The sequence below is a fragment of the Actinoplanes sp. CA-142083 genome, assembly GCF_050942195.1.
Taxonomy (GTDB): Bacteria; Actinomycetota; Actinomycetes; order Mycobacteriales; family Micromonosporaceae; genus Actinoplanes.
On record NZ_CP192076.1, the window covers coordinates 10,469,939 to 10,486,338 of the forward strand.

General features: G+C 69.4%; 12 protein-coding genes and 1 pseudogene. 9 read left to right on the top strand and 4 right to left on the bottom strand.

Features of this window, described 5'->3' with window-relative positions:
• Positions 1-72: 72 nt before the first annotated feature.
• Genes ACQPZX_RS48470 through ACQPZX_RS48490 form a run of 5 tightly spaced genes read left to right on the top strand, consistent with a single transcriptional unit; the run spans position 73 to position 8,279 of the window.
• Positions 73-570 carry a hypothetical protein gene (locus tag ACQPZX_RS48470; protein WP_433371932.1) on the top strand — a complete coding sequence of 166 codons (498 nt, stop codon included), beginning with the start codon at positions 73-75 and terminating at the stop codon, positions 568-570.
• Entirely contained in the window at positions 570-2,498 is a 1,929-nt protein-coding gene (locus tag ACQPZX_RS48475) for a flotillin family protein (protein ID WP_433371935.1), read from the top strand. Before ACQPZX_RS48470 ends, ACQPZX_RS48475 begins: the two co-directional genes overlap by 1 nt.
• The gene (locus ACQPZX_RS48480; protein ID WP_433371938.1) at positions 2,495-7,333 is read left to right on the top strand and encodes a DNA repair ATPase; all 4,839 of its coding nucleotides are present in this window, start codon (positions 2,495-2,497) and stop codon (positions 7,331-7,333) included. Before ACQPZX_RS48475 ends, ACQPZX_RS48480 begins: the two co-directional genes overlap by 4 nt.
• 14 nt (positions 7,334-7,347) lie before the next feature.
• On the top strand, positions 7,348-7,683 hold the full coding sequence (locus tag ACQPZX_RS48485) for a cupin domain-containing protein (RefSeq protein ID WP_433371941.1): 336 nt from the start codon (positions 7,348-7,350) through the stop codon (positions 7,681-7,683).
• Positions 7,684-7,715: 32 nt separating this feature from the next.
• Entirely contained in the window at positions 7,716-8,279 is a 564-nt protein-coding gene (locus ACQPZX_RS48490) for an SDR family NAD(P)-dependent oxidoreductase (protein WP_433371943.1), read from the top strand.
• Here the strand turns inward: ACQPZX_RS48490 and ACQPZX_RS48495 are convergent.
• Positions 8,264-10,150 carry a discoidin domain-containing protein gene (locus ACQPZX_RS48495; protein ID WP_433371945.1) on the bottom strand — a complete coding sequence of 629 codons (1,887 nt, stop codon included), beginning with the start codon at positions 10,148-10,150 and terminating at the stop codon, positions 8,264-8,266. The genes ACQPZX_RS48490 and ACQPZX_RS48495 overlap by 16 nt on opposite strands.
• 101 nt (positions 10,151-10,251) lie before the next feature.
• Here ACQPZX_RS48495 and ACQPZX_RS48500 point away from each other — a divergent pair, with 101 nt between their 5' ends.
• The 4 genes and pseudogenes from ACQPZX_RS48500 to ACQPZX_RS48515 all read left to right on the top strand — a co-directional run bounded on the left by ACQPZX_RS48500 (position 10,252) and on the right by ACQPZX_RS48515 (position 13,675).
• A complete protein-coding gene (locus tag ACQPZX_RS48500) occupies positions 10,252-11,259 on the top strand; it encodes a LacI family DNA-binding transcriptional regulator (protein WP_433371948.1) in 1,008 nt (335 codons plus the stop codon).
• A 2-nt stretch (positions 11,260-11,261) separates the two neighbouring features.
• Positions 11,262-11,615, top strand: a complete 354-nt coding sequence (locus tag ACQPZX_RS48505; RefSeq protein ID WP_433371952.1) for a hypothetical protein — start codon at positions 11,262-11,264, stop codon at positions 11,613-11,615.
• Positions 11,616-11,617: 2 nt separating this feature from the next.
• Positions 11,618-12,281, top strand: a pseudogene (locus ACQPZX_RS48510) (nucleotidyl transferase AbiEii/AbiGii toxin family protein).
• A gap of 209 nt (positions 12,282-12,490) precedes the next feature.
• Positions 12,491-13,675 carry an RICIN domain-containing protein gene (locus ACQPZX_RS48515; RefSeq protein ID WP_433371955.1) on the top strand — a complete coding sequence of 395 codons (1,185 nt, stop codon included), beginning with the start codon at positions 12,491-12,493 and terminating at the stop codon, positions 13,673-13,675.
• Between the two features lie 11 nt (positions 13,676-13,686).
• Here the strand turns inward: ACQPZX_RS48515 and ACQPZX_RS48520 are convergent, their stop codons facing one another.
• From ACQPZX_RS48520 to ACQPZX_RS48530, 3 genes are read right to left on the bottom strand one after another with little or no spacing between them, the layout of a single operon-like run.
• Positions 13,687-14,508 carry a phosphate ABC transporter ATP-binding protein gene (locus tag ACQPZX_RS48520; protein WP_433371957.1) on the bottom strand — a complete coding sequence of 274 codons (822 nt, stop codon included), beginning with the start codon at positions 14,506-14,508 and terminating at the stop codon, positions 13,687-13,689.
• 57 nt (positions 14,509-14,565) lie between these two features.
• Complete coding sequence (locus ACQPZX_RS48525) at positions 14,566-15,585, bottom strand: sortase (RefSeq protein WP_433371959.1); 1,020 nt, start codon at positions 15,583-15,585, stop codon at positions 14,566-14,568.
• Positions 15,582-16,400, bottom strand: a complete 819-nt coding sequence (locus ACQPZX_RS48530; RefSeq protein WP_433371962.1) for a hypothetical protein — start codon at positions 16,398-16,400, stop codon at positions 15,582-15,584. Before ACQPZX_RS48530 ends, ACQPZX_RS48525 begins: the two co-directional genes overlap by 4 nt.

Below are 16,400 nucleotides of genomic sequence, written 5' to 3' on the forward strand. Positions count from 1 at the left end.
GGCGTCATCAACGGGTTCATCGAGGCCGCGCTGAGCTTTCCCGCCGTCCTTTTCACGCCGCTTCTGATCATTGTGATCGCGTTCTGGGCCGTGGTCATCGCGGGCGGCGCGGATCCCGATGCGGACGGCGGCGGCGATCTGCTGAGCTTCGCCGGGCTCGGCGGCGTGCCGGTCTCGGTTCCGATCTCGTTGCTGGTGGTCTTCGCCTGGTTCGGCAGCCTGGCCGGCGCCGTCTTCCTCCCGGCCTGGATCGCGCTGGTGGCCGCGCTCGTGGTCGCCTGGCTGCTCACCCGGTTGGCCGTCGTCCTCATCGGACGGTTCGGGCCGCCCGGCCCCGAGTCCCGCGCCGACTTCGTCGGCCGCACGTGTGTCATCCGCACCGGGCGCGTGACCCGCACGTTCGGTCAGGCCGAGGTTCGCGCCCCGGACGGCTCCTCCGCCATCGTGCAGGTCCGCCAGGCCGGCGAGGACGAACTGCGCACCGGCACGATCGCACTGCTTTACGACTTCGACCCAGAGGGCGAGTTTTTCTGGGTTGTTCCCGCCGACATCGCCACGAAGGAATCTTGATGGACGTAATCTCCACCGGTCTTGGCATCCTGATCGCCGTCATCGTCCTCATCGCTCTCGGCGTGCTCTTCTTCCTGAGCCGCATGTTCCGCAAGGTCGAACAGGGCAAGGCGCTGATCATCTCCAAGGTGCGACGGGTGGACGTCACCTTCACCGGCGCCGTGGTGCTCCCGGTCCTGCACAAGGCCGAGATCATGGACATCTCGGTGAAGACCATCGAGATCGCGCGGACCGGCCGGGAGGGCCTGATCTGCCGCGACAACATCCGGGCCGACATCCGGATCACGTTCTTCGTGCGGGTCAACAAGACCACCGAGGACGTCATCAAGGTGGCCCAGGCGATCGGCACCGCCCGCGCCAGCAACGAGACCACGCTGCAGGAGCTGTTCAGCGCGAAGTTCTCCGAGGCGCTCAAGACCGTGGGCAAGCAGCTCGACTTCGTCGACCTCTACACGAAGCGGCACGACTTCCGCGACCAGATCATCGAGGTCATCGGCACCGACCTCAATGGATACAGCCTCGAGGACGCGGCCATCGACTTCCTCGAGCAGACGCCGCTGATGTCGCTGGACGCCAAGAACATCCTGGACGCCCAGGGCATCCGGAAGATCACCGAGCTCACCGCGATCGAGTCGGTCAAGACGAACGACTTCCGGCGCAACGAGGAGAAGGAGATCACCCGGCAGAACGTGGAGGCCAAGGAGGCCATCCTCGAGCTGCAGCGCCGGCAGTCGGACGCCGAGATCAAGCAGCGCCGCGAGATCGAGACGATGCGGGCCCGCGAGGAGGCCGAGATCGCCCTGGCGCACGCCGAGGAGCTGCTGCGGGCCGAGGGCGCGAAGCTCAAGACCGAGCAGCAGCTGGGCGTGCAGAGCGAGAACAAGGCCCGCGAGATCGCGGTGGCCGAGAAGAACCGCGAGCGGGTCATCGCGATCGAGACCGAGCGGATCGAGAAGGACCGGATGCTCGAGGTCATCGCCCGCCAGCGCGAGACCGAGCTGACCACGATCGCCAAGGATAAGGAGGTCGAGGCGGAGAAGCGCTCGATCGCCGAGGTGATCCGGGAGCGGATCGCGGTCGAGAAGACGGTCGCCGAGCAGGAAGAGAACATCAAGCGCCTGCGCACCGTCGAGGAGGCCGAGCGCACCCGCCAGGCGGTCATCATCAACGCCGAGGCCGAGGCGCAGGAGTCGCTGGTCAAGGACATCAAGGCGGCCGAGGCGGCCGAGGCCGCGGCCAAGTTCAAGGCCCGCGAGGAGCTGGTGCTGGCCGAGGCGCGGCAGCAGGCCGCCGAGCTCGACGCCCGCGCCAAGATCCGGCTGGCCGAGGGCCTGCAGGCCGAGGCGGCCGCGGCCGGCCTCGCCGACGTGCAGGTGCGCGAGCGCAACGCCGAGGTGGTCGAGAAGCACGGCCGGGCCGAGAACGTGGTGGCCCGCGAGAAGGCGATGATCGCGGCCGACGCGATCAAGGCGAAGCTGCTGGCCGAGGCGGTGGGCCTGCAGGACAAGGCGGCCTCGATGGCGGCGCTCGACGAGGCGTCCCGCGAGCACGAGGAATACCGCCTGCGGCTGGAGATGGAGAAGGAGATCCGGCTGGCCGGCATCAACGTGCACAAGGAGATCGCCGAGGCGCAGGCCATGGTCATCGCGGCCGGCCTGGAGAAGGCGGACATCGACATCGTCGGCGGCGAGTCGGTCTTCTTCGACAAGCTGATCGGCTCGATCACGCTGGGCAAGAGCGTGGACGGCTTCGTCGAGCACTCGAGCGTGGCGCAGGCGCTGGGCTCGCGCTATCTCGACGGCGAAGGCGACCTGGTCGGCGACCTGAGCAAGGCGATCGCCGGCATGAGCACCGAGGACGTGGCCAACGTCAGTGTTGCGGCCCTGCTGGCCAGGCAGGACAGCGCCAAGCAGAACAACGCCAAGTGACCGAGCAGAACCTCGACGCCGGCACCTACGAGGTCCTGCGCGCCCGGCTGGGCGCGCAGGCCAAGGAGCTGGCCGCCCGCGCCGAGGCGCTCAACGACCGGCGGGTGGAGACGTTCGGCGGCCGGCCGATGACGCTGGCCGGCACCGAGCGGATCCGCACCGAGAACAACTGCGTGCCGCGGGACATCGCGCACGTGGGCGGCGCGATGCTGTTCGGCTACAACGTCTTCATCGGGCTCAAGGCCGAGACCTCGATCGCGGACGTCTTCGCGGTGCACGAGTTCGCGGGCGGCAAGTTCGCCGGGGCGCAGAAGCCGGGGCTGCTCGACGATCCCGGCTTCCAGCGCGACTTCGCCGAGCTGTACCGCTACTACAAGGACACCAGGCTGCTGCAGCTGCGCCGGCTGGAGGGGCTGCTGCTCGCGGTGTTCCAGACCGGCGCGCGCGGCGACGACCTCAAGGTGCTGCGCTGGCGGGTCGCGACCGACGGCGAGGTGTCCTACGTGGACAATCGCGGCGAGCGCGATCACGTCTTCCCGCCGGCGCACGACTTCGAGTGGACGCCGACCACCCGGGACCAGCACGTGCAGGGCCGGCACCCGCACGTCTCGATCGAGGACGTGGTCTTCGTCGAGACGGTCGGCGGCGATCTCACGATCAAGGTGGAGAACAACACCGAGAACGGCGAGGGCATCTACACCGAGCCGGTGGACGAGCCCTTGCAGAGCCTGGCCGACGCGGAGATCTCGTACGCGAAGCTCGGTCCCTTGATCTTGCTTCGGATTTTGCCCTACAAGGAGACCCGGCGACGCTACCTGGTCTTCAACACCCGGACCCGGGAGGTGCGGCGGCTCGACGGCATCGGGCAGGCCTGCCAGCGGCTGCCCGAGGACCAGGGGATCATCTTCCCGGGCGGGTACTACCTGGCCACCGGCGTGGCCCGGACGTTCGACGCGGACACCGCCGACCTCGAGTTCGAGCGGGTGGTGCGCTCGGTCAACGGCGAGGACGTGCTCTATGTCTTCCACGCCCGCGAATCGGGGCGCTACCTCCTGCTCCCCTACAACGTGATCCGCAAGGAGGTCGCCACCCCGATCACCTGCCACGGGTGGTCGCTCTTCGACGACGGGACCCTGATCGCGTTCCGGCACAACGGCGACGAGCCGAGCCGGGTGCACGCGATGCAGCTGTGGCAGACGCCGTACGTGTCGGACACTTTCGCGGCGGCGCAACCGGCTGGCGAGGGGCCGCTGCCGCGGATCGGCAACGCCGACCTGGTGCGCGGCATCGCGGACGCGCTCTCGGTGGCGCGGATGGTCGACGAGATGTCGCCGTCGGGACCGGTCTTCGAGGCGATCATCGCGGCCTGCGGGCGGCTCTTCGACCACTACTTCTGGCTCGGCGAGGCCGAGCTGGAAAACCTGGCCGAGCCACTGAACGAGGTGCGGGCGACGGCCGAGCAGGTGCTCGACGAGTTCGAGTCGGTGCAGGAGCTCACGGCACAAGCGGTCGCGGCCGTCGACGAGGCCGCTTCGGCGGCGGAGGCGTTGATCCGACGCGCCCGCAACGACTCGCCGGCCGCGACCGAGGGCTGGATCGCGTTGCTCGCCGAACTGCGCGCGCAGCAGGGACATGTGGTCACGGTGCGCGAGATGCGCTACGCCGACCTGGCCCGGCTCACGGCGCTGGAAGATCAGCTCTCGCAAGAGGTCGACGCCACCGCGGGCCGGGCCGTCGAGTTCCTCCGCCGCGAGGACGCGTTCGCCGGCTACCAGCAGGCGGTCTCGTCACTGGTCGAGGAGGCCGCGCGGATCCCGACCGTGGCCGCGGCCGCGCCGGTGTCGGCGCGCCTGGCCGAGCAGGCCGACGGGCTGCAAGTGGTCATCGACGTGGTGGGCGGCCTCGACATCGCCGACGCCACCGTGCGGGTCGCGATCCTCGAGCGGATCGGCGAGGTGCTGGGCGGGGTCAACCGGGCCCGGGCCACCCTCGACGCGCGTCGCCGCGACCTGGCCGCCGCCGAGGGACGGGCGGCGTTCGCGGCCGAGTTCGCACTGCTCGGACAGGCGATCACGGCCGGGCTCGCGGCGGCGGAGACGCCCGAGCGCTGCGACGAGCAGTCGGCCAAGCTGATGCTGCAGGTCGAGTCGCTGGAGTCGCGGTTCGGCGACTTCGACGACTTCGTGGATCAGCTCACGGCCAAGCGCACCGAGCTCTACGAGGCATTCGCGGGCCGGCGGCAGAGCCTGCTCGACGAGCGGGCGCGGCGAGCCGACCGGCTGGTGGCCTCGGCGCAGCGGACCCTCACCAGCGTGCAGCGGCGGGTCGCGTCGCTGTCCACGCTGGACGAGGTAAACACCTACTTCGCGACCGACCCGATGGTGGGCAAGCTGCGGTCGGTCGCCGACGAGCTGCGGGGTCTGGGCGACACCGTACGCGCCGAGGAGCTGGACGGCCGGGTCAAGGCGGCCCGGCAGGAGGCCGGCCGCTCGCTGCGGGACCGGCTCGACCTCTACGGCGACGGCGGCGCCACGATCCGGCTGGGCCGGCACACGTTCGCGGTGAACACGCAGGCCATCGACCTGACGCTGGTGCCGGACGGCGCCGAGCTGGCCTTCACGATCACCGGCACCGACTATCGCGCGCCGATCCGCGACGCCGCGTTCGTCGCCGAGACCCGCCCGTTCTGGGAGCAGCCGCTGATCTCGGAGAACCGGGCGGTCTACCGCTCCGAGCACCTCGCCGCCGCGATCTTCGCGGCGAATCCGGCGGCGTCGCTCACCGACGGGTCGATTCGTGATCTCGTACGGCGGGAAGCAGAGTCCCGCATCGACGAAGGCTACGAGCGCGGGGTGCACGACGCCGACGCGGCCCTGATCCTGGAGGCGGTGATCCGCCTGCACGCGGCGGCCGGACTCCTCCGGTACGAGCCCTCGGTGCGGGTCGCGGCCCAGCTGTTCTGGGCCTTCGAGACGACGGCCGAGCAGCGGGCCGCCTGGGCACTGCGGGCTTCGTCGCTGGCCCGGGCGCGCTCGGCCTTCGGCGCCTCGGACGCGCTCGACGACCTGGCACGCGAGTTGTCCGCAGCGGCCGCCTCCCAGGCCGCCGCCTCCCAGGCCGCCTTCGCCTCGCACATTGGTGAATACCTGGCCGAGGAGCTGGCCACCGGAACTTCCGGGTTTGTCACGTCGGCCGGGGCGCGGACCTTCCTCGACCGCTTCCACCGGACCGGCCGCGGCTACCTCGACGACCTGGCCGGCCTTCCCGACGTCGCCGCCCGCCGCCAACTGATCACCGGGTGGCTGACCGCGTTCCGGGCCGCCAACCCGGCGAGCGGCACCGAGGACGACCTGGTCGAAGCGGTCGCGATCGAGCTCACCGGCACCCAGCTCACCCGCTACGACTCGGCGGCCGCGCTGGAGGCCACCGTGGAAGGGCTGCTCGGCGTTCACCCGCGGATCTCCGCCGGCAAACTGACGATCCGGCTCGACCGGTTCCTGGCGACGACCCGCGCATTCCGGGAAACCGGGGTGCCGGCCTTCCGCTCGTACCAGAAAAAGCGAACCGCCCTGGCCGCCGCCGAACGCACACGCCTGCGCCTCGGTGAGTTCGAACCGGCGGTCTTGACCGCCTTCGTGCGGAATCGCCTGCTCGACGAGGTGTATCTGCCGCTGATCGGCGACAACCTGGCGCGGCAGATCGGGGCGGCCGGCGACGCCAAACGCACCGACCAGTCCGGCCTGCTGTTGCTCATCTCGCCGCCCGGCTATGGCAAGACCACGCTCATGGAGTACGTCGCCAACCGGCTCGGCCTGGTCTTCGTCAAGGTCAACGGGCCGGCGCTCGGGCACGCGGTCACCTCGCTCGACCCGGCGGCGGCGCCGAACGCGACCGCGCGGCAGGAGGTCGAGAAGATCTCGTTCGCGCTGGAGATGGGCAACAACGTCCTGCTCTACCTCGACGACATCCAGCACACGTCCCCCGAGCTGCTGCAGAAGTTCATCTCGCTGTGCGACGCGCAGCGGCAGATGGAGGGCATCTGGGACGGGTCGACGAAGACCTACGACCTGCGCGGGAAGCGGTTCGCGGTGTGCATGGCCGGCAACCCGTACACCGAGAGCGGGCAGCGGTTCCGGATCCCGGACATGCTCGCGAACCGGGCCGACGTGTGGAACCTCGGCGATGTCCTCTCCGGCAAGACGGATCTGTTCGAGATGTCGTACCTGGAGAACGCGCTCACCTCGAACCCGGTGCTCGCGCCGCTGGCCACCCGGTCGGCCGAGGACCTGCCGCTGCTCGTGCGCCTGGCCGCCGGAGACCAGACCGTACGCCCCGATCGGCTGTCCTATGCGTACTCGGCGGCCGAGCTCGGCCAGGTGCTGTCGGTGCTGCGCAAGATGCGGCAGGTCCAACGCGTCGTGCTGCGCAACAACCAGGCCTACATCGCGTCGGCCGGGCAGGATGACTCCGCCCGGACCGAGCCGCCGTTCCGGCTGCAGGGCTCGTACCGGAACATGAACAAGCTCGCCGAGCGGATCGTGCCGGCCATGAACGACGACGAGGTCGAGGTGGTCATCGACGACCACTACGCGGGCGAGGCGCAGACACTCACCACCGGGGCCGAGGCGAACCTGCTGAAGCTGGCCGAGCTGCGCGGACGGATGACGCCCGAGCAGGTGAATCGCTGGGCCGAGGTGAAGGCGGGCTATCTGCGGGCGCAGGCCCTGGGTGGCGACGGTGAGGACCCGCTCTCGCGGGCGGTCGGCGCGGTCGGGTTGCTAGCCGATCGGGTGAGCGATGTGTCGTCGGCGATCGGGCGGCTGCGGCCTTCTTGATCTATTTTTTCTCCATGGATGGGGTTGAGGTCTTCCGGCTGGCCGACGTCGCGGTCAAGCACACCGCCGCGGACGCCGGCGACGTGGTGTCGGGCGCGCCGACGCTCGGCACCACCGCGGTCACCGAGCTCGGCGACTCCGGGGTCGAGATCGGCGTCTGGGAGATGAGCGTCGGCGCGGTCCGCGACGTCGAGATCGACGAGGTGTTCCTCGTGCTCGAGGGCTCGGCGACGATCACGGTCGACGGCTCGTCCGTCACGGTCGGTGCGGGTGATCTCGTACGGCTCACCGTGGGCACCGCGACGACGTGGGAGGTCACGTCGCCGCTGCGCAAGCTCTACATCGCCTAATTCCGGATCTCGCAGCCGCTTCGGGCCGGGCTGTGGAGATCCCCGGCGCCGAGGTGCTGCCGCTGGACATCACCGACCCGCGGTCCGTGGAGGCGGCCGCGCGCGCCGCCTCCGACGTCACCCTGCTGATCAACAACGCCGGGATCTCGACCGGCGCGAACCTCGTGCGCGGCGACCTCGACCTTCTCCGGCAGGAGATGGACACGCACTTCTGGGGCACGCTCCGGATGATCCGCGCGTTCGCGCCCTCGCTCTCCGGCGGCGCGATCCTCAACGTGCTGTCGGCGCTCTCCTGGTTCGCCTACGACGGCGCCGGGGGTTACGGCGCGGCCAAGGCCGCGGAGTGGAATCTGACCAATGGCGTACGCCTGGAGCTGGCCGCCCAGAAGACGCTCGTCACCGGCCTGCACCTGGGTGCGGCCGACACCGACATGATGGCCCGGTACGACGGCCCCAAGGCGGCGCCGGCCGACGTCGTGGCGGCGGCCCTCGACGGGATCGAGGCGAACCGGCTGGAAGTGCTGGCCGACGAGTGGAGCGCGACCGTCAAGGCGTCGGTCGCGTCCGACCCGAGTGAGTTCTACCAGTTCCGATAGGCGCGCACGTCGGCCACCGACCACCAGCTGCCGGACTCCCCGGTCAGGGTGATCCGGACGTAGCGGACCGAGCGACCGCGCAGGTCACCGGTCACGAACTGACCCGCGCCGACCGACCGCACCGGCCCCCAGGTAATGCCGTCAGTCGACGCGGTGATCGTGTAAGCCCGCGGGTAGTCGCCGGTCGAGGCGCCGGTGTCGAAGACGATCCGGCCGATCGGCTGCCGCCGGCCCAGGTCGACCTGCAGATACTGGCCCGGTTGCTGGGCCGCGCCGGTGCTGAACCGGGTGCTGGCGTCGTCGTCGACGGCGTTGGCCGGCACGTCGCCCACGGCCGAGCCGGAGGCGGTGGCCGTCCAGCCGGTGGGCGCGATCGTGCGGTCGTCGCTGTGGCCGCGCCAGACGAACGTGGCGAGCGCGCCTCCCGGCAGCGTGTAGCTGAACTGCCGGTCGCCGAAGCGGACCGCGAAGGCCTGCGGGTTGTCGTTCTCGTTGTGCGCGACCAGGACCGTGCTGCCGTCCGGGTTGACGAACGCCACGTCCATGACCTGGCCGTTCCAGCCGGTGGTGCCGAAGGACGTGCTCGCCACCCTGGTCGCGCCGGGGCGGACGAACCGGGCGAGGTGGCCCAGGGTGTAGAACTCGGCGTTATAGGTGACTTCGTCCCCGACCGTGACCACTCCCGTGCACGTGCCGCAGCCGCCGGTGTGGGGGCCGTTGGTCTCGTCGAGCGCGAGGTTCCAGTTCACGACCGTCTTCGCCCAGTTCCGGGTGTTCCCGATGATCAGGTTCCGGGCGTGCCACTTGAGCGTGTCGGAGAACGTCATCGTCGGGTCGCCCGACTGGCTGCCCGAGCACTCGGTGAAGTAGATGTCCTCGGTCGGGAACTCGTTGTGCAGCGCGGTCATGGCACTCGGGTCGCCGTAGTAGCAGTGGTACGCGGTGCCGGAGACCCAGCGGGCGGCCGGCGACTCGAGCAGCTCCTGCGGGTAGTGGTCGATGTCGGCCACTTCGTCGGGCGGCGTGTTGGCGGCATCGTTGGGGTGCTCGGACCAGTTGTGGTCGTACCCGAGGATCTTGGTGTCGAGGTGGTTGGCGCGCAGCATCGGGCCGAGCCGCTCGATCACCTTGGCCGCCTGCCAGGACGGCAGATCCATGCCGGGGTACCCGCTCGGCGCCCGGTTCTGCGGTTCGTTCTGAATCGAGAGGTAGTCGACCCGGACACCCTCGCTCCTGTAGGCCTGCACAAACTTCAAGAGATATGACGCGTACGCCTGATAGATGGCGGGCGAGTCGATGAGCCGGCCCCCGACCAGCGACTCGTTGGTCTTCATCCAGGCGGGCGGCGACCACGGCGTACCCATGATCTGCAGTTCGGGGTTGAGCTTTTTCGCCGCGCGTAGCAGCGGCAGGATCTGGGTCTTGTCGTGGGCGACGCTGAAGTGGCGCAGCGCGTAGTCGGTCCGGCCGGCCGGGACGTCGTCGTACGTGTAGGCCGGCTCGTCGGTGAAGTCGGAAGCGCCGATCGGCTGCCGCAGGAAGTTGAGCCGGTCGCGCGCGAAGAGGTCGACCATGACGTCGTTTCGTTTCGCCGCGTCGAGCCGGTAGAGCACCGCCGCCGAGGAGTCGGTGATCGACGCCCCGAAGCCGGTCATCGTCTGAAATTTACGATTCGGGTCGACGACCACCGTCGGAGTCGCCGTGTCGCCCGCTCGCCCAAATTGGACAAATCCGGCGTCGGCCATGCGATAAGCGCCGTCGGGCGTGGTCAGCCAGACATGCGCCGTACTGGTGTGCGCCTCCGCCTGCGCCGGCGCCGGCGCGGCTGCGATGAGAAGGGCGGTCAGGGCGGCGGTTCCGAAGCTGGCCATGGGCGTCTCCCGATGTAACAACCTGAAACAACACCGAAACGTTTCTGCTATCGGTCAGGTAACCAGCGACCCCGGCGGGTGTCAATGTCTATGCTTCGCACATGAAACAAAAGGTCACGGTCCGGGACATCGCCGCGCACGCCGGAGTCTCGATCGCGACCGTCTCCCGCGTGCTCAACGAACAGGCCCACGTCGCGCCCGAGACCCGCGACCTGGTCCACCGCACCATCGAGCGCCTCGGCGGCGGGACACCCCGGCGGCGGCCCAGCGACACCGGCGCGATCTTCCTGCGCTGCCCGTACCTGCTCACCGACTACTTCGGACTGATCGTCTCGTCCATCGCCGAGACCCTCGACCTGCACGGCCGCCAGGTGGTGCTCAACGCCGGCGAAGCCACCCAGGAGCACGAGGTGCTGCCCACGCTCGCCACCCGCGCCGGGATAGCCGGGGCGATCGTGGTGCTGCCACCCGAGCCCGGCGCCGAGCTGGTCGCCCTGCAGGAGGCCGGCTTCCCGTTCGTCGTCGTCGACCCGCGCGAGACCGTCCCCCGCGACATAGCCGCCGTGTCGGCCGCCCATTTCGCCGGCGCCCGCAGCCTCACCGGCCACCTGGTCGAGCTCGGCCACCGCCGCATCGGCCTGATCGCGGGCCCCGACAACTGGCTGGCCAGCACCGCCCGCCGCGCCGGCCACGTGTCCGCCCTCGCCGACGCCGGCGTGCTGCCCGACCCCGCGCTGGCCCTCCCCGGCGAGCCCACAGTCCGCTTCGGCTACGAGGCCGCGACTCACCTGCTGTCCCGCCCCGACCGCCCCACCGCCTTGCTGGGCTTCAACGACAAGGCCGCCTCGGGCGCCCTGGCCGCGGCCGCCCAGCAGGGCCTGCGCGTCCCCGAAGACCTGTCGATAGCCGGCTTCGACGACATCGACCTGGCCCAGGCCACCCGCCCCACCCTCACGACGGTCCGCCAGCCCCTGCAAGAGATGGGCCGCATAGCCGTGAGCCTCCTGCAGCGCCTGCTCAACCGCCACCGCCTCGACGCCCTGCACATAGAGCTGGCCACCGAGCTGATAGTCCGCGACTCCACCGGCCCCGCGCCTCATAGAATCTAGGCATGGCCGAGACGGACAGGGCACCCGCTGGTTCGCGTTATGTCGACCAGCGGCACTACGTCGTGCCGGCGAGCCTCGCCGACCTGCGCGGACCGATCGGGGGTCTCGCAACCCTCGATCACTGGCTCGACTGGTCGGGTGACAGCACCTACGACCTGGACGACCCGGGCGACCTCCAGCTCATGTATCAGACCGTGCTGAACCAGGCAGCCAGCCCAGCCGACCTGGCGAAATGGCTCGACGCCGAGACGTTGCGCCGCGTCTGGCCGACGCTGTGGCTACCCGGCCGCCTTCGCGCGCTGTGGCGCGCGCGCTTTCCGGAGCTGGCCGATCCGCCGCAGGCGATGGCCGGCTGATAGTGGATCCGACCCACGCCAGGCTGGCCGAGGTCGGCCTACGAGCCGCCGCACGCTACGGCTTCGCCCCGGCCGGCGGGTACGCGGTGCAGGCGCACGGGATTCTGACGCGCCCGAGCGAGGACGTTGACCTGTTCACCGCGTGGGAACGCCGCGACGAGTTCGATGCCGCCGTGAGCGCGGTCGTCGCCGAATATCGCGACTGCGGATTCACGGTCGAGATCGTGCAACAGTTCGACACTTTCGCCCGGCTCATCGTCATAGACCCCGCGCTACCCGAGAAGCCTGGCAAGGTCGAACTCGCGGCGAACTGGCGTGCATTGCCGCCGGTCGCGATGGAGATAGGTCCGGTCCTGCACGTGGACGACGTGGTCGCCGGAAAGATGTCCGCCCTGTACACGAGGGCCGAGCCACGCGACTTCCTCGACGTTGACGCCGCGATCGTCAGCGGTCGCTATAGCAGAGCCCGCCTGTGCGAGCTCGCCGAGCAGAGCGACGCCGGGTTCGACCGGCGCGTCCTGGCCGACCTCTTCAAGACGCTGGCCCGCTATCCGGATCGACGTTTCGCCGCCTACGGGACCTCCGCTGATTACCCTCGCCGCCATGCGGCAACGGTTTGCGGAGTGGCGGGCGGAGCTGCTGGCCGAGGATTCCTTCGGAAGTTAGTTTAACTATTAAGGCTCTTAACCTTGTCCCCAGACGCATCGATGCCTGAGGATGTGAGCCAGCGGCGCCGCGCTCCCCTACCGCACTCATCCCCGAGGTATCGGATCGTGGCGATAAGACTGTTCAGACGCGCCCTCGTGGCGATCATTGCCCTGCTCACGGCACTGGCCGCCGGGCTTGCTGTGCATACCGCGCAAGCTGCGGCGGCGGTGAGCTTCAAAGTGCTGGCGTTCTACAACGGCACCTGGGACGCGGCCCACATCGACTTCGACAAGGAAGCCAAGGAGTGGTTCCCGAAGGCGGGAGCGCAGTACGGCTTCAGCTGGGAGGCGACCACCGATTGGAGCCGGCTCAGCGCGTCGGGGCTGGCCGGGTATCAGGTGATCATGTTTCTCGACGACGGGCCGCCGGCCGAGCGGCGGGCCGCGTTCCAGCAGTACATGCAGAACGGCGGCGGGTTCCTGGGGTTCCACGTCAGCGCGTTCACGACCAGCGCGGGCGACTGGAGCTGGTACTACAACTCGTTCCTCGGGTCGGGGAACTTCGTCTCCAACACGTGGGGGCCGACCGCCGAGACGCTGAAGATCGAGGATCGGAACCACCCGTCGACGGCGGGGTTGCCGGCGACGATCCAGTCGTCGGTTTCCGAGTGGTACTCGTGGAGCAACGACCTGCGGCAGAACTCGAACATCGACATCCTGGCGTCGCTCGACGCGTCGACGTTCCCGGTCGGCAGCGACCCCAACCAGCAGTGGCGCAGCGGCTTCTACCCGATCATGTGGACGAACAAGAACTACAAGATGCTGTACGCCAACTTCGGCCACAACGGCATGAACTACGACACCAACACGCGGATGTCGTCGACGTTCGAGAGCGCCCAGCAGAACCAATGGCTGATCAACGGGCTGCTGTGGCTCGGAGGCAGTAGTCCGACAAACCCGACAACGCCACCGCCGTCGACCGGGCCGGACCCCACTGCCTGGTACACGCTGGTCAACAAGAACAGCGGGAAGTGCGTTGACGCCAAGGGCGCCGGCACCACCAACGGCACCGCGATCCAGCAGTACGCCTGCAACGCCACCAACGCCCAGCAATACCAGCTCGTGCCGACCAGCGACGGCTACGTACGCGTCAACAACCGCGGCAACAGCGCCCAGGCCCTGGACGTCACCGGCGTGTCCCCGGCGGACAACGCGAAGATTCAGACCTGGACGTACGGCGGCGGCGCCAACCAGCAGTGGCAGCCCGTCCCGGAGGGCAACGGCTACTACCACCTCGTCAACCGCAACAGCGGCAAATGCCTGGACGTACCGGCCGCGAGCCTGGCCGACGGCGTCCAGCTGGTGCAGTACTCCTGCAACGGCACCGGCGCCCAGAGCTTCAAGCTGCAATAAAGCAGTAGAGCTCAGCCGAAGCGTCCGTTGACGTAGTCCTCGGTGCGCGGGTCGATCGGCTCGTTGAACAGCTTGCCGGTCGGCCCGTGCTCGACGATGTGCCCGGGCGTTCCCTGCTCGGCCAGGAAGAACGCGCACTGCTGCGATACCCGCTGCGCCTGCTGCATGTTGTGCGTGACGATCACGATGGTCACCTCGTGCGCCAGCTCCCCGATCGTCTCCTCGATCCGGCGGGTCGACGTCGGGTCCAGCGCCGAGCACGGCTCGTCCATGAGCAACACCTGCGGGCGTACGGCGAGGGAGCGCGCGATGCACAGACGCTGCTGCTGTCCGCCGGAGAGCGCGCCACCCGGCGACCGCAGGCGCTCGCGCACCTCTTTCCACAGTCCGGCTTTGGTGAGGCATTCCTCGACCAGGCCGTCCTTGTCGCCGCGGGACACCCGCATGCCGGTCAGCTTGAGCCCGGCCACGACGTTGTCGTAGATCGACATGGCCGGGAACGGGTTGGGCTTCTGGAAGACCATGCCGATCTTCTTGCGGGCGTCGGTGACCTTGACGCTCGGGTCGTAGATGTCCTCGCCGTCGAGCCACACCTCGCCGGCCAGCGACGCGCTCGGGATCAGCTCGTGCATCCGGTTGAGGATCCGCAGGAACGTCGACTTCCCGCAGCCGGACGGCCCGATCAGCGCGGTCACCATCTTGGCCGGCATGCTCAGCGACACCCGGTCGAGCACCTTGTGCTCGCCGAACCAGGCGGAGATCGATTGCGCGTCCAGCGCCACCGCGTCGTAGGCCGGCTCGCCCACCGGAGGCATGACGAGGGTTTCGGTCATGAGGGGCTCTCCATTTACGGTTTTTCTCTGGGGTTTTCCGCCGCGGGTTAACGGAGCTCAGATCAGGTTGGGCACTAGCTGGGCGCACTGTCCGGCGACCAGGATGCCGAGCAGGGAGAGGACGGGCAGGCCGATCAGCCAGGCGTGCCAGGGGCCGAGGCGGTGCCGCACCCAGGTGAGGGTGAGGGCCGCGGCCACCAGCAGCTGTCCCCAGAGGACGAGCGGGACCAGCGCCATGAGGTCGATCTCCATGACGCCGTCGCGGTGCGGGAGGATCGCCGAGCTGATCGCCAGCCGCGGCGTCTCCTGCGTTTGCGAGGTGAGTTTCGCGTCGACCCGCAGCACGTCGGTGGGCTGGTAGGCCCCGCCGTCGGCGGTGACGAGCGTCAGCCGGCCTTCACCGGCGTTCAGCGGCGATGGTTGCGGTTCACCGGTCCGGCGCACGCCGATGACATCGTACGATTGCTCGCCCTGTCCCGTGATCACGGTGATCTTGTCGCCGCCGTTGAGATCGCTGAGCCGGGCGAAGGGTCCGCCGAAGGCGGCGCGCCGGCCCATGATGACGCTGGCGCCCTCCTGACCGGGAAAGACGGTGTCGCGGCGATGGCCGGGCCCCTTGATCAGCACGCCGCTGTCGGTGCCTTCGAAGACGACCTCCTTGACACCGATGCTCGGGATGCTGAGCACGGCGACGGCGACGCCCTCAGGCAGCGCGTCCTTGCCGCTCGCGTCGAAGTGGCTGACCGGCGCGGTGGCCTGGGCGAGCTCGGCTCGGAAGTTGGCATAGGCGACCTTTTGCGCGCGGGCGTGCGAGAGCGAGCCCAGGACGGTCATCTGCGCCACGAAGCCGAGCGAGATCGCGGCCAGGATGGTGATCGCCGTGCCGGACAGCGACCACGCGGAGAAGCGGGGTCGCTGGGGCAGCGCGGTCGTGCGCCGCCGCGGCTCGGGCCGGGACGAGGGCGCCGGGGGTGGCGGGGGCGACGCCGGCGGCGCGGTGTCGACGGCGATGTCCGGGACAGCCGGCGCGGCCGGCAGCGTGCTGGTCTCGGCGGTCGGAGCGCTGATGGTGCTCACCACCGGGCCGGTTGCGGCCGGTCGAACTTCATGGTCCCGAGGACCACGCAGCCGCCGAGGATGATCATCACGATGCCGAGGATGACGAATCCGCCGGCCGGCGGGCCGGTGACCGGCAGCGTGCCCGACGAGGACACCGGCGACGTCGAGGTGGTCGGCGTCGGGGTGGCTGTCGGCGACGTCGTGCCGGTGGGGTCGGTCGTCGGATCCGTGGTCGGGTCGGTGGTGGCCGTCGGGTCGGGCGTGGCCGAGGTGGAGGCCGACGTCGAGGGCGACGCGGAGGTGGACGTGGAGGGCGACGCCGACGGGATGACCTCGGTGGTGCTGCCCGGATAGACGTCCGGGCCGGCCTGGTACGCGGTCGCCGAGTAGTAATGCATGTACCCGGAGAAGACCTTGAACGGGGTCTGCAGGACCTTCTCCCGGCAGGTGACCTCGATCTTGTAGTACCCGAGGACCATGGCCTTGAGGCCGAGGTCGTCGAAGGTGAGGTCGCGGATGCTCTGGCCCAGCTGGACCTCGAACGGCTCCTCGTAGGAGAGGCCGGTGTCGGTCGGATTGGTGATCAGAACGGGGTCCTTGCTCCAGCTCTCCGGGCCGATGACGTAGGCGATGTACTCGTCGGCGTCGGTCGGACACTGCGCGGAGGTGGTCACCTTCGGCACCGTGGTGTCGACGCCCTTCGCCGGGTTGAAGGTCAGCGTGGTCTCGTTGTCCGCCGCCTGTGCGGGAGACGCGGCCAGAAGTGCCACTGCTCCGGCGGCCATCAGGACGAGGCCGAGCGCCGTCGTCCATGCCCGGAGGGTTCGCTTCAT